The sequence below is a fragment of the Pandoraea sp. genome (assembly GCF_004297875.1).
Classification (GTDB): Bacteria; Pseudomonadota; Gammaproteobacteria; order Burkholderiales; family Burkholderiaceae; genus Pandoraea.
The window spans coordinates 51,813-73,370 of record NZ_SCSK01000070.1 but is presented as its reverse complement, the minus strand read 5'-3'; the positions used below and the strand labels follow the sequence as shown (position 1 = coordinate 73,370).

The 21,558-nt window shown below is 65.4% G+C and carries 20 protein-coding genes; 6 read left to right on the top strand and 14 right to left on the bottom strand.

Going from position 1 to position 21,558, the window contains the following annotated elements:
* The 6 genes from EPN80_RS21070 to EPN80_RS21045 form a co-directional block, all read right to left on the bottom strand.
* Positions 1 to 415, bottom strand: a 415-nt coding sequence (locus EPN80_RS21070) for an efflux RND transporter permease subunit (RefSeq protein WP_293031996.1), incomplete at its 3' end; no start/stop codon positions are given.
* Positions 412 to 1,458, bottom strand: a complete 1,047-nt coding sequence (locus EPN80_RS21065; RefSeq protein ID WP_293031994.1) for an efflux RND transporter periplasmic adaptor subunit — start codon at positions 1,456 to 1,458, stop codon at positions 412 to 414. The genes EPN80_RS21070 and EPN80_RS21065, both read right to left, overlap by 4 nt.
* 4 nt (positions 1,459 to 1,462) lie before the next feature.
* Positions 1,463 to 2,824 carry a TolC family protein gene (locus tag EPN80_RS21060; protein WP_293031992.1) on the bottom strand — a complete coding sequence of 454 codons (1,362 nt, stop codon included), beginning with the start codon at positions 2,822 to 2,824 and terminating at the stop codon, positions 1,463 to 1,465.
* 401 nt (positions 2,825 to 3,225) lie between these two features.
* Positions 3,226 to 4,545 carry an MFS transporter gene (locus EPN80_RS21055; protein ID WP_293031990.1) on the bottom strand — a complete coding sequence of 440 codons (1,320 nt, stop codon included), beginning with the start codon at positions 4,543 to 4,545 and terminating at the stop codon, positions 3,226 to 3,228.
* A 79-nt stretch (positions 4,546 to 4,624) separates the two neighbouring features.
* Positions 4,625 to 6,148 carry a bifunctional 3-(3-hydroxy-phenyl)propionate/3-hydroxycinnamic acid hydroxylase gene (locus EPN80_RS21050; protein ID WP_293031988.1) on the bottom strand — a complete coding sequence of 508 codons (1,524 nt, stop codon included), beginning with the start codon at positions 6,146 to 6,148 and terminating at the stop codon, positions 4,625 to 4,627.
* Between the two features lie 60 nt (positions 6,149 to 6,208).
* Positions 6,209 to 7,060 (bottom strand): fumarylacetoacetate hydrolase family protein, encoded by an 852-nt coding sequence (locus tag EPN80_RS21045; RefSeq protein WP_293031987.1) that lies wholly within the window; start codon positions 7,058 to 7,060, stop codon positions 6,209 to 6,211.
* A gap of 145 nt (positions 7,061 to 7,205) precedes the next feature.
* Between EPN80_RS21045 and EPN80_RS21040 the strand changes: the two genes are divergently transcribed.
* Complete coding sequence (locus EPN80_RS21040; protein ID WP_293031986.1) at positions 7,206 to 7,769, top strand: VOC family protein; 564 nt, start codon at positions 7,206 to 7,208, stop codon at positions 7,767 to 7,769.
* Between the two features lie 30 nt (positions 7,770 to 7,799).
* Here the strand turns inward: EPN80_RS21040 and EPN80_RS21035 are convergent, their stop codons facing one another.
* The 4 genes from EPN80_RS21035 to EPN80_RS21020 all read right to left on the bottom strand — a co-directional run bounded on the left by EPN80_RS21035 (position 7,800) and on the right by EPN80_RS21020 (position 10,348).
* Positions 7,800 to 8,555, bottom strand: a complete 756-nt coding sequence (locus EPN80_RS21035) for an IclR family transcriptional regulator (RefSeq protein WP_293031985.1) — start codon at positions 8,553 to 8,555, stop codon at positions 7,800 to 7,802.
* Between the two features lie 56 nt (positions 8,556 to 8,611).
* Positions 8,612 to 9,037 (bottom strand): DUF1801 domain-containing protein, encoded by a 426-nt coding sequence (locus tag EPN80_RS21030; RefSeq protein ID WP_293031984.1) that lies wholly within the window; start codon positions 9,035 to 9,037, stop codon positions 8,612 to 8,614.
* The gene (locus EPN80_RS21025) at positions 9,034 to 9,801 is read right to left on the bottom strand and encodes a tetratricopeptide repeat protein (protein WP_293031982.1); all 768 of its coding nucleotides are present in this window, start codon (positions 9,799 to 9,801) and stop codon (positions 9,034 to 9,036) included. The genes EPN80_RS21030 and EPN80_RS21025 overlap by 4 nt, the downstream gene beginning before the upstream one ends.
* Positions 9,802 to 9,925: 124 nt before the next feature.
* Positions 9,926 to 10,348, bottom strand: a complete 423-nt coding sequence (locus EPN80_RS21020) for an HU family DNA-binding protein (protein WP_293031980.1) — start codon at positions 10,346 to 10,348, stop codon at positions 9,926 to 9,928.
* Positions 10,349 to 10,658: 310 nt separating this feature from the next.
* Here EPN80_RS21020 and EPN80_RS21015 point away from each other — a divergent pair, with 310 nt between their 5' ends.
* Complete coding sequence (locus tag EPN80_RS21015; protein WP_293031978.1) at positions 10,659 to 11,603, top strand: LysR family transcriptional regulator; 945 nt, start codon at positions 10,659 to 10,661, stop codon at positions 11,601 to 11,603.
* Here EPN80_RS21015 and EPN80_RS21010 read toward each other — a convergent pair.
* The 4 genes from EPN80_RS21010 to EPN80_RS20995 form a co-directional block, all read right to left on the bottom strand.
* Entirely contained in the window at positions 11,497 to 12,375 is an 879-nt protein-coding gene (locus EPN80_RS21010) for an alpha/beta hydrolase (RefSeq protein ID WP_293031976.1), read from the bottom strand. The genes EPN80_RS21015 and EPN80_RS21010 overlap by 107 nt on opposite strands.
* A gap of 182 nt (positions 12,376 to 12,557) precedes the next feature.
* The gene (ilvD, locus tag EPN80_RS21005; RefSeq protein ID WP_293031974.1) at positions 12,558 to 14,420 is read right to left on the bottom strand and encodes a dihydroxy-acid dehydratase; all 1,863 of its coding nucleotides are present in this window, start codon (positions 14,418 to 14,420) and stop codon (positions 12,558 to 12,560) included.
* A gap of 260 nt (positions 14,421 to 14,680) precedes the next feature.
* Positions 14,681 to 15,535, bottom strand: coding sequence for a PA4780 family RIO1-like protein kinase (locus EPN80_RS21000; protein ID WP_293031972.1), 855 nt, complete (start codon positions 15,533 to 15,535; stop codon positions 14,681 to 14,683).
* A gap of 463 nt (positions 15,536 to 15,998) precedes the next feature.
* A complete protein-coding gene (locus EPN80_RS20995; RefSeq protein ID WP_293031971.1) occupies positions 15,999 to 16,196 on the bottom strand; it encodes a ribbon-helix-helix protein, CopG family in 198 nt (65 codons plus the stop codon).
* A 289-nt stretch (positions 16,197 to 16,485) separates the two neighbouring features.
* On the opposite strand from EPN80_RS20995, the gene hyfB reads away from it, so the two are divergent.
* The 4 genes from hyfB to EPN80_RS20975 are packed head-to-tail and all read left to right on the top strand — an operon-like array spanning position 16,486 to position 21,558.
* Entirely contained in the window at positions 16,486 to 18,492 is a 2,007-nt protein-coding gene (hyfB, locus tag EPN80_RS20990; RefSeq protein ID WP_293031969.1) for a hydrogenase 4 subunit B, read from the top strand.
* Positions 18,492 to 19,442: an NADH-quinone oxidoreductase subunit H gene (locus EPN80_RS20985; RefSeq protein WP_293032004.1), complete on the top strand. Its 951-nt coding sequence runs from the start codon at positions 18,492 to 18,494 to the stop codon at positions 19,440 to 19,442. The genes hyfB and EPN80_RS20985 overlap by 1 nt, the downstream gene beginning before the upstream one ends.
* Complete coding sequence (locus tag EPN80_RS20980) at positions 19,443 to 20,102, top strand: formate hydrogenlyase (protein ID WP_293031967.1); 660 nt, start codon at positions 19,443 to 19,445, stop codon at positions 20,100 to 20,102.
* The gene (locus EPN80_RS20975) at positions 20,095 to 21,558 is read left to right on the top strand and encodes a hydrogenase 4 subunit F (protein ID WP_293031965.1); all 1,464 of its coding nucleotides are present in this window, start codon (positions 20,095 to 20,097) and stop codon (positions 21,556 to 21,558) included. Before EPN80_RS20980 ends, EPN80_RS20975 begins: the two co-directional genes overlap by 8 nt.

The window sequence follows — 21,558 nt, the reverse complement described above, 5'->3', positions numbered from 1 at the left end:
CGAACGGCATGATCGCATTCGGGCTCATCTGGATCGCGTCATACTTGGTGCCCGCCGGCAGGTCCGGCAGCTTCTGCGCGAAGGCCGCATCCACGCTCAGCAGCGCCCGGTTCATGTCCGCGCCCCAGGGGAAGTCCACGAAGATCTCGGCCGAGCCGCGCGAGGTCGTCGAGGACACGTCCACCGCCCCGGGCACGGCCCGCGCGGCGGCCTCCAGCGGCTGCGTGACATCGACCAGCATCTGCCGCGCCGGCATGCTGCCCGCGTCGACCTCGATGCGAATGCGCGGGAAGCTGGTCAGCGGGAACAGGCCCACCGGCAAGCTGATGGCCGCGTAGAGGCCGGCGATCGTGAGCACGAACGCCACGCTCAGCACCGGCAGGCGGTAACGGTGAAGCCAGCCGGCGAGCGTCATTTGGCCGCTCCCTGGGCCGCCACCCGCAGGTGCATGCCGTCATCGAGCTGGTAGTTGCCCGAGAGCACCAGCGGCTGGCCCGCGTTCAGGCCCGCCCCGTCGATCACGTCCTGGTCGCCCTGCGTGCCCAGCACCCGCACCGGCACCTTGCGCGCGGTGCCGGCCTTGGCCTGCACCACGTACGGCGCGCCCCGATCGTCGACCAGCAGCGCCGCGTGCGGCACCACGTAGCCGTGCGTCTGGCCCACCGTGATGGTGGCCTCGGCCGACTGCCCGGGCAGCAAGCGATCGGCCGGCACGCCGATCTGCACCGGCACCAGCCCGCTGGCCGGATCGATCATCGCGCCGCGGCTCACGACGCGGCCCGCGACGGGCTGCGCATCGCCCGGCACGGCGATGCTCGCCGACTCGCCAGACTGGATCAGCGCGGCCTGCGCGGGGGTGACGCCGGCCTTGAGCACCAGGGCCTCGGGCCTGGCCAGCACCAGCAGCGGCGTGCCCGCCGCGACCAGCGCCCCGGGCGCGGCCGACAGGCGCAGCACGATCGCCCGGAACGGCGCGCGCAGCACGCTCGGTCCGTTCGCGCCCTGCGCATCGAGCGCGGCCAGGGATGCACGCGCGTCGCTCGCGGCCTTCTGCGCATCGGCCAGCTGCTGCGCGGTGGCCAGGTGCTGCGCGAACAATTGCTGCGTGCGCGCGGCCAGCTGCCGGGCCACCTGCTGCGCCGAGCGGGCCTGCGCGTAGGCCGCGCCCGTCTCGGGGCTGGGCACCAGTTGCAGCAGCGGCGCGCCGGCGGCCACGGCCTGGCCCGCGCGCACGTACACCGCGCCCACCGTTTGCGAGGCCGGCGCCATCACCGCGCGCTGGCCCGCGGCCCCGGGCTGCACCACCCCGTAGGCCGAGACCGTGCGCGCCAGGCTGCCCGGGTGCAAGGCGGTGAGCGTGACCAGCACGCTCGGTGCCGCGTCCTTGGCCGGCGCGCCCAGGGCGGCGCCCGTGCCCACGGCGAGCAGCGCTGCGCCGAGAATCCATCGATAGTTCATGGCTTTACCTCTTGGAATCGAGCGAAGCGATGCGGGCGGGCGGCAGGCCCAGCCCCAGCTCCAGGGTCAGTGCGATGCGCGCCTCGCCCAGGCCGCGCTGCAGGTCGAACAGCGCCAGGCGCTGCTGCAAGGCCGCGCGCTCATAATCGTCCAGCGTGCGTTGGTCCAGGTTGTGCTGCGCGTAGGCCCCGCGGGCCGCCTCGGCCTGCGCGCCGGCCGCGGCCGCGGCGGCCCGCGCCGGCCCCAGGCGCGCGGCCAGATACTGGCTGCGCGCGCGCAGCGCCAGGATGCTGGCCTGCGTGTCATCGAGCCGGCTCTGATACTGCGCGTGCAGCACGCGCCGGCTCGCGCTCGCCTTGGCGATCTGGCCCTGGTTGCGGTTGAAGATCGGCAGGTCCAAGGTTACGGTGGGCCCGCCCGATCTGACGTCCGAGGTGTCGGAGTTCCACGAGCCGCCCAGCACGAACGCCGGGAACTGGCCGAGGATGGCCGCGCGCACGTCCTGGTCGGCCGAGCGATAGCCCAGGCGCAGCGCGATCAGGTCGGGGCGGCGCTGCGCCACGCTCGCGGCCAGCGCGTCCAGATCCGCGGGCACTGCCGGCGGATGCGGCCGGGCGATATCGAAGCGCACCGTCGGGCGCAGTCCCAGCAGCGCATCGAGCGCGCGCCAGTTGGCCATCTGCGTCAAGTGCAGCGCCTGCAGCGAGCGCGCCTGCGAGGCCAGCGAGGCCTGCACGGGGCCCAGCGCGGCCAGGCTCAGGCTGCCCTGGTCCACCGCCTGCCGCAGGCGCCGGCCCAGTTGCTCGAGCTCGCCCAGCCGGGCCTGGCTGGCCGTGATCGCCTGCGCGCCCCAGTACAGGTCCAGCGCCAGCAGGCGCGCCTTCTGCGCGACCTGCCACTCCTGCCACAGCAGTTGCGCGTTGACCTGGGCCGCGTGCGCGCGCGCCGAGGCCACGCGGTTGTGATAGGTCACCAGCGAGGCAATGTCCTGGCTCAGCGAGGCGCTGAGCGCGTCGGTGGTGCCGGGCCCGCCCAGCAGCGCCGCGTAGCCCAGGCCCACCGACGGGTTGGGCAGCAGCGCGCTCTGGATCACCCCGGCGCGCGCCAGCTCAGACTGCCCGCGCTCGGCGCGCAAGGCCGGATCGTTGAGCATCGCCAGCACCCCGATCTGATCGATGCTCAGCGCCCGGCTCACATCGATGCTCACGCCCGGCCGCCCCGCGCCCGCCGGCACCGTGTGCCGCACCTGCGTGATGCTGTCCCCAAGATCCGCCTGCGTGGCCAGCGGTAGCGGGTGGTAGGTCGCGCAGCCGCCAATCGCCAATACGCTTATCAGTAACCCGATGCCGGGTAGTAATCTCGTCATATTCCGCCGCCTTGCCCGACATGTCGTCCATGCCGGATCAGAGTTGTTGATTTAATCGGCTACCGAAGTGTTCGGGGTCACGACCAATCGACATCGAATCGGACATGTCGATAAGGCGGCGAATGCAAACACAACGATGTGACGCAGCGTAACTGACGAAACTTAGCTTTAACTTAGTGGCGGGGCGAAGACGCCGGCCGGCGGGGCCCAGCAGGAATCCGCCGGCAATGACGGCCGTCATTGCCAGCTCGGGCGTTACGGGCCGATCAGGGACGAGCCTGAGACGGATCGAACGCGGGTATCCGGGATGAGCGACAAGCGTATTGGCGGCATCTGGCGGGAGCCTTGCCGCCACAACGCACCGGCAAGACTGTCTTCCGCCCGGCCCCGGACGGCGGCGATCAATGCGCTTGCGATGGCGCACCCGTGGGCGCCGGTGCCTTGGCCGTGAGGGCTCCGGCGATGAGCGTGACGGCGGAGGCCATGATCACGTACAGCGCCGGCGAGGCGAGCGAACCCGTCTCGCGAATCAGCATGGTGGCAAGCAGCGGCGCAAAGCCGCTGAAGGCTACGACCGCGACGTTGTAGGAAAGCGCAATGCCACTGTAGCGGATTTGCACCGGGAAATAATCCGCCAGCACCGAAGCCCATGTGCCGCTGGCCAGCGAAAACACCAGCGCCGCCAGGACGAACAGTACCACGAGGTCGACGCTGTGCGCGCTCAAGGCAAGATAGAACGGATAGCTGAGCACCACCAGCAGCGCCGCCGAGGCGAGCAGCAGATAGCGGCGCGGCACCTTGTCACCCAGCCAGCCGGCAAACAGCAGGCCGAAAGAACTCACGACCAGATAGGCGTTTTGCGCGATCGCCGCGACGCGCGGCGAATAGTGCAATTGCTCCACCAGAAAAGCCGGCATGTGTCCGTAAAGGATGCCGTTGACGCCGGCCATCACGGCAATCGACATGACGCCGATCACGACCTGGCGGCCATGATGGCGCAGCGTCTCGCGAAACGGCTGCTTGACCACGGCACCGCGCATGCGCTCGAACTCCGGCGACTCGTCGAGATGGCGGCGCATCGCATAGGACACGACACCGCAAAGCCCGCCGAACAGGAAGGCGATGCGCCAGCCGAACGCCGCGGCATCCGCGCTAGAAAGGAACAGTTGGATGCCGAGATTGACCAGTGTCGCGAGCAGCACCCCGAGGTTGACCGCGCAGATGATGACGCCCGCGGCCAGCCCCGCCCTGCGCGGCGCAGCCTCCACCGCATAGGTGATCGCCCCCGGCATTTCCCCGCCCACGCAAAAGCCCTGCACCATGCGCAGCGCGATCAGCAGCAGCGAGGCCGCGATGCCCCAGTGCTGGTAGTTCGGCAGCAGGCCGAGGCAGACCGTCGCCGCGGTAACCACGATGATGGAGCTCAGAAAGACCGGGCGACGCCCATAACGATCGCCCCAACTGCTCAGCACGATGCCGCCGAGCGGCCGGATCACATAGCCGATCGCCAGCACGGAGAACGAAAACAGCAGGCTCACCAGGGACGACGCGTTGGGAAAGAACTGTTCGGCAATCGCATGCGCAAAAAAACCGTACACGATGAAATCGTAAAACTCGAGCGAGCCGCCGAGACTCGCGATCAGGATCATCCGCCACTGCGTTCTGGAAATCCCGGGAGCCGGCGCGTGGCCGGACGCGATTGCGTCGTCGATAGTCTTCATTGTTTCCTCCATCCGGATAGGGGTGTCTGGCTTCTTGGATAAAAGCCTTATTGAATTGCGGTTGATACAGGCTTGCGGGTCACGCGCTTACCGCCTCCTGAGGCGGAAACGCCTGGCACAAAAGGTCGGTGAGTTCAGTGCCGGCGTCACGGGCGATGCCGTAGACGTATCGGTCGGGCCTCACGAGCACGGCTGCGGCACCCAACTGCGCGAGCCACTCGCGCACCGCCGGTGCGCTATCCGATACCACTGCCACATCGAGCCGGGCCGACCACGCCTTCAGGTCGGGGCGCTCGGCCAGCGCCTGCGGCGTGAGCACGATGGCGTGCCGGTAGCCGACCGCGTCGTCGAGCAGACGGCCGTCGGACAGACGCGGTTGGCGGGCGATACGGCCGCCCTGCGGCTGCGCGCGGCCAAGATGCGCGCCGTCGCCCAGCCTGGGTTCAGGCGTGACGAAATTGCGCATCGCCCGGATCGAATCGTCATCCGACGCATCCTTGCCAACGGCGCGGGACTGAATCACGCCGCCGAGTGCGACGGCCGTCGCGATGAATTCGCGCACGTGGGGCGAGCGCTCCGACTCGTAGGTGTCGAGCAGATCTGACGCGGCCTCGCCGCGCACCACCGCGCCGAGCTTCCAGGCCAGGTTGCTGGCGTCGCGAATGCCCGCGGCCATACCCTGTCCCATGAAGGGCGGTGTCTGATGCGCCGCGTCGCCGGCGAGCAGTAGCCGGCCGGCGCGCCACCCCTTGGCAACCACCGAGTGGAACGTGTAGACCGCCGAGCGCTCGATCGTCGCGTCCTCGGGCGTGATCCAGCGCGACAGGTTGGCCCATAGCCACTCGGGCGACTGGAGTCTGGCCGTGTCGTCCGCTGGCATCACCATCAGCTCCCAGCGTCGCCGATTGCCCGGGCCCCGCGTGTAGGTGGCGGGACGACGCGGATCGCAATACTGAATCGAAAAATCGCCCAGGTCGGGGCGCGGCGCATTGAGCAGCACGTCGACGACGACCCAGCGCTCGTGCGAGCGCAGATCGTCGAGCTCGGTACCCATGAAACGCCTGACGATCGAACGCGCGCCGTCGCATCCGACTACATAGCGCGCCGTCGCGCGACCGAGCTTCGCGCTACGGGTGTCCTCGTAGCGAATCGCAACGCCGCCGGCTATCGGCTCGATCGAAAAGACCTCGTGACGCAAGCCAATCGCGACGTTCGGTTGTTGAACCAAGCGCGCGCGCAACATCCGCTCGAGGTCGGGTTGATGGAATTTGTAGCTGGCGCACCAGCCGAGAGGCCCGATCTGCGTCGGGCGCTGCCAATCGATCAGCAGCCGGCCGTCGGCGTCGATGAACTTCATGCCCGGACCGATGAACAGGTTGGGCAGCAGCGCCTCGGACAAGCCCAGCGTCTGGAATACGCGCATGCACTCGGCATCGAAATGCACGGCGCGCGGCAGCGCGAAAATGTCCGCGTCCTTTTCCAGCACCAGAACCTTCATGCCCTCCAGGGCAAGCAGGTTGGCCAGCGTCGCGCCGGTCGGGCCCAGGCCGATCACCGCCACGTCATACTCGCACGAACCAGTGAAATCTGTGGGATGTGCCATCTTCATATACCTCTGTGAAGCGGGGCGGGACAATCCATATCGTACCCCGAATGATTCGCTTCAGACTTCATCGGCGATCGGATTGGAAAGAATGCCAACGCGGTCGATTTCGACCTCGACCACATCTCCAGCTTTCATGAACAGCGGCGGATTGCGTTTGGCCCCTACCCCGCCCGGCGTGCCGGTGACGATCACGTCGCCCGGGAACAGCGGCGTGAAGGTCGACAGGTAGGCGATCTGGCGGGCGATGCCGTGAATCAGCATCTCGGTCGTCGCGCGCTGGACCTCCACTCCATTGAGGCGCGTGACGAGCGTCATCACGGCGTTGGGCTCGATCTCGTCGCTGGTGACCATCCATGGGCCGAAGGCGCCGGTGCGATAGAAATTCTTGCCCGGCCCCCATTGCCCGGTGTGGCGTTGCCAGTCGCGCACCGAGCCGTCGTTGTAGCAGCTGTAGCCGGCAACGTGGTCCCAGGCATCGGCCTCGGCGATGCGCCGGCCACCGCGCCCGACGATCACGGCGATCTCGCCTTCGTAGTCGAGCTGGACGGACTCGGGCGGGCGCAGCATCGGGCTGCCCGCGCCCACCTGCGAGGCCGGCAGGCGCATGAAGATCACCGGATTCTCAGTCATCTCGCGATTCGTTTCCCTGACGTGCTCGGCGTAGTTCAGGCCCACGCAGAAAATCTGCTGCGGATTGGGAATTACCGGCTCGAGCGTCACATCATCCAACGCAAAATCGCCCTCGCCCGTGCTGCATGCTTGCCGGGCCTGCGCCAGCGCATCGGCCGCAATCAACGATTTCAGGTCGGCAAAACGGCCCCCGAGGCGCTTGGACAGATCGAAGACGGCCTGGTCCCGGACGGCGCCGAATGACTGGCCGGCAGGCGTGGAAAAGCTGATGAGTCTCATGATGCTCCAATGACAAAAGGCTGATTAATCACATCGGATATCCGCAATTTTTATCGTGCGTTTATCGTATTTTGATAATACACTAATAAAAATTCGATTTACAACGGATTTCAATTCAGGGTTTATCACTATGCAAGGAGACGACATGACACCGTCGAGCAGGCGCCCCGGCCTTTCGCTCAGTCATATGGGCTTCTACGTCAATGACATGGCCCGGCAGGAAGATTTTTATGCGAGGGTGCTGGAGTTCACCGTGACCGATCGCGGCAGGCTTGCTACCGCACAGGGCGAGGTGCGACTCGTGTTTTTGAGCCGGGATCCGCTGGTGCATCATCAGATCGTGCTGGCAAGCGGGAGGCCTGCGTCGCTGGCCTTCAATCCGATCAACCAGATTTCGCTCGAAGCCGACAGCCTCGCGACGCTGCGGTGCTTTCATCGGCGCTTCGTCGACGAGGGCGTGGCAGAGATCCGACCGGTCACGCACGGCAACGCGGTCTCGGTCTACGCGCGGGACCCGGAAGGCAATCGCCTGGAGATCTTTATCGACACTCCTTGGTATGTCGATCAGCCGATGAGAGTGCCCGTCGATTTCACTTTGCCCAACGACGCCCTGATGGCCGAGGTCGAGCGGCACGCGAGCGGCCTTCCGGGATTTCGCCCGCGCGCGCAGTGGGAAGCGGAAATGGCCAGGCGCATGGGGATCGCATAACGCAGCCTGCGGCGCGTGCGCCCAGGGCCGCTACGCCTGAATCAGCGCCCGCGCCCGTGCCGAGGTGCGCGCCGCCGCGTCCTTGAGTGTGTCGACCAGCCGGTCGAGGTTGAGGATTTCAAGACGGCGGCTGGGGACCACTAGCGCGATCGACCCGACAGCTTCGCCCGAATCGTCGGTAAACAGCGGCGAGGCAATCGCTGAGACGCCCTCTTCCAGCTCACCGTTGGACAGGTAAAAGCCCGCGCGGCGGATTTTGAGCAGGTTCGCGCGGAATGCCTCGAGCGAGGTGCCCAGGCCGGCGGCGGCGATTTCCTCGGCATGCTGCTCGAACAGCGCCGCGAGCTTGGCCTTGGGAAAGGTCGAGAGAATCGCCTTGGGGGCCGCCCCCAGAAAAAGCGGCCGCGGCCGTCCGCGGCCGTAGCGCAAGTCGAGCGTCGTGTCGTGCGTCTCGCGGTAGGTATCGACCAGTTCACTGCCATACCAGCGCGACATTACCACGTCGAAACCCGAGTGCTCCGCCAGCTCCTTCATGATGGGCTGCCCGGCCCGCAGCAGCGGGTCGGATACGCGCAAGTGGTAATCGAGCTTGATAATGCGCGGGCCCAGACCGTACTCGCCACCGGCAAACCTCACCAGAATGCCGGACTCGACCAGTTCGCGCAGATAGCGGTAGGCGCTCGGAATCGAGCAGTCCAATTCGGCCGCGACCTGTTCGGCCGACAAAAAGGGACGCGCCTCTGAAAACAACTCGAGTATGGACAACAGTTTGGCAATGCTCGACATCGATGGCCGGTCTCGAATGGGGTCACTGATTATACCGACCCGCGGCGGCGCGCCTTTTACTCCTGCGTGTCCTTGACGGTCTTGACGCGCGCTCTCGACGGAGCCCGCGTCTTCGCATTGGCCTTGCTCCGGTTGAAATCGATCGCGGCCCTGACGAGCGCCTTGAGCGCCTGAGTGTGGACCTTGTCGCCTTCGAGGAAATCGATCGCACGCCATACTTTGCCGCCCAGGCCCGCGTTGAAAAGATTGTCCGGATCCGGCAGGCGCGCGCCATGGGAGAAAGTCAGTTTGACCTTTTCCTTGTGGGCATTGCCGACCGCGATGATGCCGTCGCAATACCATGTCGGGCTACCCATCCACTTCCACTGCTCGACGATCTGCGGGTCGGCCTCGCGAATGCACCGGCGCACCGCTGCGAGCGTATTGCCTCGCCAGTCGGCGAGTTCGGCGATCAATTGGTCGATGTGTTCCGATGGATTCATTGGGGCGAGCGGATCGAGGCCAGCGCGGCCTGGGCGCGCTGCAGCCATTGCAGGTTGTGCTCCCTGGCATGGCGCGGCCAGTGCTTGGCGTCATGGACGATTTCGGCATACAGGTTCTGCGCGCGCTGGCGATCCGCTTCGTTCGGCTGCCGGACCAGCCAGTCGGCAAACAGGCAGCGGGGTGCGGCATCGCTGGCACAGGCGAGCGCCTGCTCGAAGGCTTCGCGCGCCTCGGCCGCATCGAGCGCGGCCAGCGTGCGGGCATGGAGCAACGCAGGCTCGGGTTGCTGGCGGGCCTGCGGGTTGGCCGCGAACAGGTTGGATAACGTTGCACGAGCCGCCGCGGCGTCGTTCGCGGCAAATTGCGCCTGGGCCAGACCCAGCAGCAGCGTCGGATCGGTGGCGAAGGGGCCCTTGGCCGCGGCCTGATAATGCTCGAGCGCTTCATCGACATTGCCGGCGGCCAGCAGCGACGCCGCCAGACGCATGCGGTGCTCGACCGTCGGCGCGCGATCGAAGTCGGTGCGCGCCTCGCGCACCGCGCGATTGGGATCGACGAGCTGGCTGATGGCTCGCGTCGCCGCACGGGCGCCGCGCGATTGCCGCAGGCCCGGCAGGTAGACCGCGAAGAAATAGACCAGACTGCCCAGCCCTGGAAAGAAAAACAGAATAAAGAGCCACGCCATGTTCTGGCGGCTGCGCACCGCATGCACGGCAAAGTAGATCGCGACGATGAGGTGAAAACCGATTCCCAGATATGGCATGTCTATTCGCATTGATGGCGCCGGCAAGACGGCGGTAACGCGTGCTCGCTGAAGCTTGGCCGGACGAGATACGGGCCCCGCCGAGCCGCATGAGGTTCGCGGGGCCATGCTACGACAAAAACGCTTACAGCGCGGCGTCCTTGAGTTTCTTCAGGGCGCGCGCCTTGATGCGCACCGTTGCCGGCTTGGCATCGAACCAGCGATCCTCACCAGTAAAGGGGTCCTTGCCGAAACGCTTTTTCTTCGCCGGCACCTTTTGCGCGGTGACTTTCAACAGGCCGGGCAGCGTGAATTCGCCAAGCCCTTTTTTATTGATGGAGGCCAGCATGGTGGCTTCCAGCGCGGCCAGCAGCGCCTTGACGGCCTTGGGCTCGACGGCTGCCTGTTGCGCGAGATGCGTCACCAGAGCGGCCTTGGTGAAACTCGTTTTGATCGGCTTGGGCGCCGCCGCGGTCTTGGCGGGCGCCGGCTTGGCGGCCGCCGTCTTGCGCGGCGCGGCTTTTTTGGCGGCGGGTTGCTTCACTGCAGCTTTCTTGGCAATGGCCATTCGAATACCTTTGGTCTAAGAGAAAACGAAATCTCACCGCGACGGATGAGAAGCCCAGATTCTACGCGAGCCATCTCGTGCTCGATAGGGGGCCGGGCATTGGCAAAGCCGCCGACAGGCACGCCCCGCGGGGGTATGCCGTGCGACCGGCGCCAGCTCGCCGGGTTGGCGCAAATCGCTACAATGCGCGAGTGCGCTGGCGCGCCAGCGCCCAGGGCGATCGAAAGCAGTGCAAACCAAACGCGAGCGCGGCGTTCGGGCATGCCGCGCCGGGCCACCGGCTGCGGCGACGGATCAATTCGAGGAACTCATGGACAGATTGACAGGCATTGGCGTGTTCGTCGCCGCGGTCGACGCAGGCAGCTTTGCCGCCGCCGCGCGGCGCTTTGGACTGTCGGCCGCGATGGCCGGCAAATACGTCAGCGCAATCGAGGCGGAACTGAATGCGCGCCTGCTTCAGCGCACCACGCGCCGCCTTAGTCTGACCGACGTCGGGCAAACGTATTACGAGCGATGCAAACGGATTCTCGAAGCCTATGACGAAGCCAATCGCGAGGTGAGCGATTCGCAGCACGTCGCCCGCGGCAAGCTGCGAATCGCCGCGCCCGTCACCTTCGGCGCCATGCATCTTGGCGATGTCGTCGCGAAATACCTGGCCGCCCACCCGCAGGTCGACATCGAGGTGTCCTTGAGCGACCGCTACGTCGATCTGCTCGAGACCGGCGTCGACCTGGCGGTGCGGATCGGGCGCCTGCCCGATTCCGGGCTGGTCGCCCGCCGGCTCGCACCGTGCCGCATGGTCGTCTGCGCTTCCCCCGCGTACCTGAAGCGGCATGGCACGCCGCGCAGCCCGGCCGACCTGCGGCAGGCCCCGCGCCTGACATTCAGCGAGGCGGTGTCCAGCGGCGACTGGACGCTGTTTGACGCACAGGGTCGAGCCCACGTCATCGATGGCCCCTGCCGAATGGCCGCCAACAACACGCAGATGCTGCTTGCCGCGGCGCTGGCCGGCGCCGGCATTGCCTATGGCCCGACGTTCGTGTTCGGCGAACAAATCGCGCTCGGCAAACTCGTCGCGCTGCTGCCGGCGTATCGCGCGTCCGAACTGGCGATCCAGGCCGTCTACCCCAGCACGCGCCATGTGCCGCTCAAAGTGCGGCACTTTCTCGATCATCTGGCCACGGCATTCGGCGACGAGCCGCCGTGGGATCGCGCTGCTGGCTCGCGGTCTCGGGCGCGGCGGCCCCGTTCGTGAGTTCGTCGACGAAGCCGCGAAGCGTCGCTGCAAGCGCCGACGGCGCTTCGAGTGGCGACAGATGGCCGACGCCCGGCAGCACTTGCAGCCGCGCGCCGGCGATCCGGGGCATCAGTTCCGCCTGCAATGTTTCGATACGGTCGACTTGATCCAACTCGCCGGCGATCACCCAGACCGGCACATCGATGCGAGCGACGTCGTTCGCGATGTCCTCCAGCATGATGACGTTCGGCCATGCCGCTTTGGCCTGCGGCGCGCCGCGCAGGCTGTCGGCGATCACCTGCTCGCGCAGCGCTGGCGACAGCGGGGCGGCTGTGAGCACGTTGTCCAGCACCCACTCGATGGATTCACGTGAATCATAGGCGCAGACCATCGCGGCGCGCTGCGCATCGGCGAGCACTGTCGGCGTCGGCGGCGAAGGTGCGACCAGTACGACGCCGGCCAGCCCATGAGGCCGGCGCGCTGCCAGCAACTGCGCGACTTTTCCGCCCATCGAGTGGCCGACCAGCACATAGCGCCGCAGGCCGAGCGTATCGACGACCGCCTGCGCGTCGTCGGCCAGATCGGCGATTGCGTAGCCCTGCACCGATGCCTGCGAAGCACCCCAGCCGCGCTGATCGACAGCGACCGTTCTGAACTGCCCCGACAACGCGTCGATGACGGGACCCCAAGTGCGCGACGAACCGCCCCAGTAGTGGAGAAACACCAGCGCGAGTTCGCTCTCACCCCGCTGCGTCAAGTGAATGTCGATACCGTTCGATTGAATATGCATTGCGATGCTCCTTGTGCGTGCCGCGAGACGGCGTGATTCGATTCGATCTGAAATCGAACCGCAGAAGCATCTTAGATTCCGCCTTTGAAATTGATAATTATCTGTTTTTTATCATCAATCGATCATCTCGTGATCGAATAAGACATGCGGGAACGCGGCGCCCGCCGGCGCCGCGCCGCGCCCTACTTGCGCTTGAGTTGCGAGATATCCCGCACGGCACCACGATCGGCCGAAGTCGCCAGCGCGGCGTAAGCCTGCAACGCTTGCGACACCACGCGCTGACGATCGGCCGGCAACCAGGCCTGGTCGCCACGCGCGTCCATGGCCGCGCGCCGGCTCGCCAGCACCTGGTCGGATACCGCCAGGTGAATCTTGCGCTGCGGGATGTCGATTTCGATGACGTCGCCTTCCTCCACCAGGCCAATCGTGCCACCTTCAGCCGCTTCCGGCGACGCGTGGCCGATCACCAGCCCGGACGAGCCACCCGAGAAACGGCCGTCGGTAAACAACGCGCAGGTCTTGCCCAGGCCCTTGGATTTCAGATACGAGGTGGGGTAAAGCATTTCCTGCATGCCGGGGCCGCCCTTGGGACCTTCGTAGCGAATCACCACCACGTCGCCCGCGACGACCTTGTCGCCCAGGATGGCTTCCACGGCGGCGTCCTGGCTTTCGAAAACGCGCGCGCGTCCGGAGAATACCCACTGCGATTCATCGACCCCCGCGGTCTTGACGATGCAGCCCTTTTCCGCGAGGTTGCCGTACAGCACGGCGAGGCCGCCGTCCTTCGAATAGGCGTTCTGCTTGCTGCGGATGCAGCCGGTCTTGCGATCGGTATCGAGCGAGTCGAAGACGGCTTCCTGGCTGAACGCCACGGTGGTAGGAATCCCGCCGGGCGCCGCGCGATAGAACTTTTGCGCCTCTTCGCCCGCACCGCCGGCAACGTCCCACTTGGCAATCGCCTCGCCCAGCGTGCCGCTGTGCACGCTGCCGCAGGACAGATCCAGCAGCTCCGCACGCGCCAGCTCGCCGAGAATGCCCACAATACCGCCGGCGCGATGCACGTCCTCGATATGGTATTTGTCGGTCGAGGGCGCTACCTTGCAAAGGCACGGCACCTTGCGCGAAATGCGATCGATGTCCGACATCGTGAAGTCGACCCCGGCTTCCTGCGCGGCGGCCAGCAAATGCAGCACGGTGTTGGTCGAGCCGCCCATGGCCACGTCGAGCGACATGGCGTTCTCGAAGGCAGCCTTGGTGGCGATGCTGCGCGGCAGCACCGACGCGTCCTCTTCCTGGTAATAGCGACGGCACAGATCGACGATCAGGCGGCCGGCCTGTTCGAACAACCCCTTACGCCAGGCGTGCGTGGCCACGATCGTGCCGTTGCCGGGCAGCGCCAGGCCGATCGCCTCTGTCAGGCAGTTCATCGAATTCGCGGTAAACATGCCGGAGCACGAGCCACAGGTCGGGCAGGCGCTGCGCTCGACTTCGGCGATCTCGGCGTCGCTGACCTTCGGGTCGGCCGCCTTGATCATCGCATCGATCAGGTCGATCTTGGCAATCACCTGGCCGTCCGCCGGCGATTTGACCTTGCCTGCCTCCATTGGCCCGCCCGAGACGAACACGACGGGAATGTTCAGGCGCATGGCAGCCATCAGCATCCCCGGGGTGATCTTGTCGCAATTGGAAATGCACACCATCGCGTCAGCGCAATGCGCGTTGACCATGTACTCCACCGAGTCCGCAATCAATTCGCGCGAAGGCAGCGAGTACAGCATGCCGCCGTGGCCCATCGCGATGCCGTCGTCCACGGCGATCGTGTTGAACTCCTTGGCCACGCCGCCGGCCGCTTCGATCTGCCTGGCCACCAGCGCGCCCAGATCGCGCAAGTGCACGTGCCCCGGCACGAATTGCGTGAAGGAATTGACCACGGCAATGATCGGCTTGCCGAAATCGCCATCTTTCATGCCAGTGGCGCGCCACAGGGCGCGGGCGCCGGCCATGTTGCGGCCATGCGTCGAGGTTCGCGATCGATAGTCAGGCATTTGTGTCCTCAAGTATTGCTGTCGTTGAAATTGGCGTTGCGCACTGGGCGGCCGGCACGCCGTTATCCCCGCAGGACACGACATCACGGCCGCGGGCAAGGCATGCGGCGCAAGTGTACGAATAGTGCGAGAGCGCCAGCAAGACGTCCAATATATTTTTCCGACGTCATTGAGTCGAAAAACGTATTAATTGACGAGTACCGAGGCGAGATTGAAACGATTGATGCGACGGGGAATCTTCAGCCCCGCGCGCATGCGCGTCAGCCGGCGCTCAATTCCTGCAGCCGCCGCACTCGCGCATCTTCTTCGAGACGGATGTCCTCGATTTCCTGCAGCACGCCGTCCAGGTCGACAGGCCGGGTGTCGAGTTCGACACGGCCAGTCAATTCGACGTCGACATTGAGCTGGCCCGCTTCGAAAAGCTTCCATATTTCGGTGCCGTAATCCGCGCCGAGCAGGTGCGGCGCAAAGCGCCCGAAGTAGGCGGCCAGATTGTCGACGTCGCGCTTGAGCATCGCGGCCGCTTCGTTGTTGCCCGCCGCATCGACCGCCTGGGGCAGATCGATGATCACCGGCCCGTCGGCGGCCAGCAGAATGTTGTATTCGGACAGATCGCCGTGAATCACGCCCGCGCACAGCATGCGCACGACCTGCTTGAGCAGCTGCATGTGCAACTCTCCCGCGCGCGCTTCGCTGAGCACCACGTCGTTCAGGCGCGGCGCGACATGGCCCAGTTCGTCCACCACCAGCTCCATGAGCAACACGCCGTCGGTGCAGATGTAAGGCGTCGGAACCCGCACACCCGCCGCGGCCAGCCGGAACAGTGCGTCGACTTCGGCGTTCTGCCACAGTGCTTCCTGCATCTGGCGGCCATAGCGCGAGCCCTTTTCCATCGCGCGCGCCTGCCGGCTGTTTTTGACCTTGCGGCCGTCGCGATACGATGAGGCTTGCCGGAAACTGCGGTGCTTCGCGTCCTTGTAGACTTTCGCGCAGCGCAGCGCGTCGCCGCTGCGCACGACATAGACGGTGGCTTCCTTACCGCTCATCAACTGGCTGATGACCTGGTCGATGAGTCCTTCGCTCAGCAGGGGCGCGAGCCGGGTGGGTATTTTCATGCGAGCGCCAGGTGCTGCTCGTCGGATGCGCATGCGAAGCATGCGGGAAGGGAATGGGTCGTTGCGGGGCGGGCGATCGTCGCACAGTTGAATCGTGCGCGCGGCGCTGGCCGTGGGCGTGCTGCGCTGGGGAGGGAAAGGATCATGCCCGATTATAAGGGGTAATGCGGGGTAACGCCGGAAGCAGGACCGGATGCCACGGCGCTATCGAAACATCTGGACCCTGCCTGCATTACCCGCGACCGCTTTGCTCGGCATTTCGCGAACGGAGCGGCAGACCGGCACATGAGCGGCGCCAGGTCATGGCAGGGCGCCCCGGCCGGGGTCGCCGCTGCCGGTTGAGCCCAAACGGGAGTTGAAGGATGTAGCACGCGGATCTGAAACGCGACAGGCCCGCGGGGGGCGCAATATCTGAGGCATGCATGTGGATGCCGGGCGCGCGCAGCCGGCTTTCTCCATCCTGCTAGGCGGTTCTGCGACGTGCCCGCGTGGCGATGGGGCTCTTGGTCTTGTACGTCACGCCATGCTGCTCCAGGTATTCGCGAATCAATTGGCGTACCACCTGCGACGGCGTCAGATCGAGCGCTGCGCACAACTGCTCGAACGCCTCCTTCTTGACCGGATCGATCAAAACCGTCAGTCGAGCGCTTTTCTTTTCCATGATGAGCGGCGGGTTTCAATATGTTAATCGAATTGTAATACACCACAAACGCCGCGTCTTCATTGGCCCACCGCTCGACGATCGGAAGCACGCCCGGCGCCGCTCTCCTGCGCCTTGTGCGCGGACGGTATCGCTGCCGGGGCGGCCGCCGCTGACCGCCGCCCGATAGGCCGTGGATTCGCCAAAGCTGATATATGATAACGTCGTTATCATTTAGTGGTAACTTAATGAAAACTCCCGCGGGAACGGGCAAAAAGCTGATTTTCTGGCGACACGGAACACGACACCGATGGAGCACTTACAGGTCATCCATGACGTACTGCTGGTGGCGCTCGGCTGGCTGGCGGTCGGCGTACTGGGCCTGATGAACCTGCGCCGCACCCGCGTGGTGGCGCATGGGCTGTTCCCGATCGGCGCGGCCCTCGGCTTGCTGCTCTGCGGGTTGAGCCTCGCCGGCATCTTTTCCGCCCCGCAGACGCTTATCCTTCCGCTCGGTTTGCCCGGGCTGCCGTTTCATCTTCGGCTCGACGGCCTGTCGGCGTACTTTCTCTTTATTCTGGGCGTCACCAGCACCGGCATCAGCGCCTTCTCCGCCGGATACTTCCGCAAGGGCGAAGGGACTCCGCCGGGCCTGCTGTGCTTCGAGTATCACGTATGCCTGGCCAGCATGGCGCTGCTGCTGCTCGCCGACGATGCCTATTGCTTCATGGTGGCCTGGGAGACGATGACAGTGTCGGCCGTCTTCCTGGTCATGACCAACCACCGCATTGCCGAGATTCGGCGCGCGGCCGGCCTCTATTTCGTGATCTCCCATGTGGGCGCGCTGGCGCTGCTGCTGTGCTTCGGCCTGCTGCAGGCCAATACCGGCGACTACACGTTTGCCAACATGCGCCTTCAGCATCTGAGCGCCTTCTGGTCGTCAACGGCGTTTTTGCTGGCCTTGTTCGGCTTCGGCGCGAAATCAGGCATTTTCCCGCTGCACGTCTGGCTGCCCGATGCCCACCCGGCAGCGCCCTCGCCGGTCTCCGCGCTGCTCAGCGGCTTCGTACTGAAGGCCGGCCTGTATGGCGTGCTGCGCACCGTGTTCGATTTGCTGCACGTCCAGATGTGGTGGTGGGGCGCGCTCGTGCTCGCGCTCGGGCTCTTCACCGCCTTATTCGGCGTCGTGTTCAGCACCATCCAGACGGATATGAAACGGTTGCTCGCCTACTCGTCGATTGACAACGTCGGCCTGATGTTCGTCAGCATGGGGCTGGCGATCCTGTTTCGCGCCTACGGCATGAATATGCTGGCGGCCCTGTCATTGACCGCGCTGCTGTACCAGATCGCCAGCCACGCCACCTTCAAGACCCTGCTGTTCCTGGGCACCGGCTCGGTGCTGCATGCGACCGGGGAACGCAATCTCGGCCGCCTCGGCGGGTTGATTCGCTTCATGCCCTGGACGGCGTGGCTGGTGCTGGTCGGCGTGCTGGCCAGCGCGGGCTTGCCGCCGCTTGGCGGCTTCGTGTCCGAATGGTTGCTGCTGCAGAGCTTTCTGTTCACCCCGGGGCTGCCGAACCCGTTCCTGAACATGGCCGTGCCGCTGGTCGCCGCGGTCATCGCGCTGGTGGCGGCGCTCGCCGGCTACACCATGGTCAAGTTCTTCGGCATCATCTTTTTGGGGCAGCCGCGCGAAGCCAAATTGCGCGACGCACGCGATGCCAACCGGTGGGAACGCGCCGGTTTCGTGTGGCTGGCCGCCATCTGCGTGCTGCTGGGCCTGCTGCCGGTGCAGTTCGTGCGCGTGCTCGACCGCGTCACCCAAATCCTGGTGGGCGCCGGCATCGGGCAGACGGTGGCTAGCCATGGCTGGCTGCTATTGGCGCCCACCAGCATCAACCGCGCCAGCTACGTGCCGGCGGTTTTCCTGTTGTTTTTCTTTGCCTGCTGCGCACTTGCCTGGCTGCTTGTGCGCAGTCTCTATCATGGCCGCACCCGGCGCTCGGCCCCGTGGAGTTGCGGATACCCGGCCAGGAATGCCAGGATGCAGGACACCGCGGAGGGTTTCGGCCAACCCATTCGCGAAATTTTCACGCCGTTTTTCAAGATCGAGCGGCATCTGCCGTCGCCGTTCGACACCGCGCCAGCATATCGCGTCACCGCCACGGACCGCACCTGGCGCTGGATCTACGAGCCGGTGTTGCGTGCCGTCAAGCGCGGCGCGGCGCTGGTCGGCGCCCTCCAGACCGGCCGCATCTCCATTTACCTGTTGCACAGCTTTCTTGTGCTCATCGCACTGCTGATGGTGGTCCGATGATGCCGACCTTTTCCGGGATTTTTTCGCAAGGGCTCGAAATCCTGCTGGCGCTGGCGGCCGCGCCGCTGCTCACCGGATGGATCAACATATGCCGCGCCTGGCTGCAAAACCGCCGCCCGCCGAGCCTCTGGCAACCCTACCGGATGCTCCACAAGCTGTTCAACAAGGAGTCAGTCGTGGCCGAGCACGCCACCCCGGTGTTCCGCGGCGCGCCGTATGTCGTGTGGGCCTGCATGACGCTGGCATGCGCGATCGTGCCGACCCTGTCGACCGACCTGCCGCTCTCGCCGGCGGCCGACGCAATTGCGCTGGTAGGCCTGTTCGCATTGGCACGCGTGACGATTTCCCTGGCCGCGATGGACATCGGTACCGCGTTCGGCACGCTCGGCGCGCGGCGGGAAATGCTGGTCGGGTTCCTGGCCGAACCGGCCTTGCTGATGGTGCTGTTCTCGGCCTCGCTGCTCACGCAGTCCACCCTGCTGACCAGTATCGCCGGCATGCTCAGCCACCGCGACCTGGCGATCTATCCGAGCCTGGCTTTCGCCGGCATCGCCTTCACGATGGTGTCGCTGGCCGAGAACGCCCGGCTGCCGGTCGACAACCCGAACACGCACCTCGAACTGACGATGATCCACGAGGCGCTCATCCTCGAATATTCGGGCCGGCACCTGGCACTCATGGAATGGGCCGCCAGCCTCAAGTTGTTCGCCTATTCGTGCATTGGCCTCGCCCTGTTCGTGCCATGGGGCATTGCCGAGGCGGGCAACCTGATGGCGCTGCTGCTGGCGCTGCCGCTACTGGTACTCAAGCTGGCCATCGGCGGCGCCGCGCTGGCGCTGGTCGAGTCCACCAACGCCAAGATGCGTCTTTTCCGCGTTCCCGAATTCCTGTCGATGGCCTTCCTGCTCGCTGTCATCGGCATGCTGGTCCATTTCCTGCTGGGGGCTTAGATGCACAGCTTCTCGACGCAGATCATCAATTTCCTGGCGGCCATCCTGTTGCTGCTGTCGTTCGCGATGCTCAGCCAGCGCCGCATTCTCGCGCTGATCCACCTCTACACGCTGCAGGGCGTGACGCTCGTCTCGGCCAACCTCGTCCTGGGCGTTGCCACCGCCGACACCCATCTCTACGTCTCAGCCGTGCTCACGCTGCTGCTCAAAGTGGCATTGCTGCCCTGGATCCTTTACAAACTGGTGCAGCGCCTGAACGTGAAAGCCGACGTCGAACCGCTCTTGAATATCCCCGCGACGCTGCTGATCGGCATTGTGCTCGTGATCGTCGCCTTCAATGTCGCCTCCCCGGTCAGCCAGCTCGCCGCCTCGGTCGCGCGCGGCACGCTGGGCATTGCGCTGGCCTGCGTGCTGCTGTCATTCATGATGATGATCACGCGCGCCAAGGCAATCCCCCAGGTGATCGGCTTCCTGTCGATGGAAAACGCACTGTTCTTTGCCGCAACGGCCGCCACCAACGGCATGCCGATGATCGTCGAGCTCGGTATCGGGCTGGACGTGCTGGTCGGCCTGCTGATCCTTGGCGTGTTCATGTTCCAGATTCGCGAGCAGTTCGACAGCCTGGACATTCATCACCTTGAAAAGCTCAAAGATGACTGACGCCCACACGCTGCTGCTGATTCTGGCGACTCCGCTGCTGGCCGGCGGCTGCCTGGCGTGGGTTGGCCAGCATCGCGCGGCGCCTCGGCTCAATATCGCCTTCAGTTTTCTGACTTTCGCCGCCGCCATGCTGCTGGCCGCGCAAATCGTCTCGCACGGGCCGGCGATCCTGCTCGGCAAGCTCTTCTTCGTCGATCCCTTCAACGTGTTCCTGGTGGCCCTGACCACCTTCGTCGGCTGGACCACCGCGGTGTTTTCGCGGCCGTATATGCAAATCGAGCGGGATCGGGGCAAGATGACCGGCGCGCGCATGCGGCTCTATCACAGCATGTACCAGCTCTTCATCTTTGCCATGCTGCTCGCGCTGCTGACCAACAACATGGGGATTCTGTGGGTCGCGATGGAAGCCGCGACACTCACCACCGTCCTGCTGGTCAGCGTCTATCGCACCGCGGCCAGCCTCGAAGCCGCGTGGAAGTATTTCATTCTTTGCGGCGTTGGCATTGCCCAGGCGCTGTTCGGCACCGTGCTCCTCTATCTCGCTGCCAACCGGCAGCTCGGCGGCGCGGCAGACGCCTTGCTCTGGACCAGCCTGAATGCGGTCAAGGGGCATCTCGACCCTACTATCATTTCGCTCGCATTCATCTTCCTGCTGGTCGGCTACGGCACCAAGGTCGGCCTGGTGCCGATGCACAACTGGCTGCCCGATGCACACGCCGAAGGCCCCACGCCGATTTCCGCCGTGCTCTCCGGCCTGCTGCTCAATGTTGCGCTCTATGCGGTACTGCGCTGCAAGGTCCTGGCCGACGGCGCCCTTCACAACGGCTTGCCGGGCCATTTGCTGGTCGGCTTCGGACTGGTCTCGGTGGTAGTGGCGACCTTCTCGCTGTTTCGTCAAAAGGACGTCAAGCGGCTGTTTTCGTATTCGTCGATCGAGCACATGGGGCTGATGACTTTCGCCTTCGGCCTGGGCGGGCCGGTCGCGACCTTCGCCGGTTTGCTGCATATGACGGTGCATTCGCTGGTCAAGTCCTCGATCTTTTTCTCGGTCGGTCATGCCGCCCAGAAAGCCGGCACCCAGGTCATCGACGACATTCGCGGCGTGCTGCACGTGAGCCCCACGGTGGGATGGGGCATGATGCTGGGCTCGCTCGCGATCCTGGGACTGCCCCCTTTCGGCGTATTCGCCAGCGAGTTCCTGATCGTCACCACCACCATGAGCAAGCTGCCGTGGGCGGCGCCCATCCTGCTGGTCACGCTGGCCGTCGCGTTCGCCACGATTTTCGCGCGCGTGCGCCGCATGGTGTTCGGCGAGACCACTGCCAAAGTCCTCGAGCACTCGCCCGCCTTGCTTCCCGTGTTCATTCATCTGGGCATCGCGCTCATGCTCGGGCTCTACATTCCGGCGCATCTGGCGACCTGGTACCAGCAAGCTGCCGCCATGATCTCGGGGTAA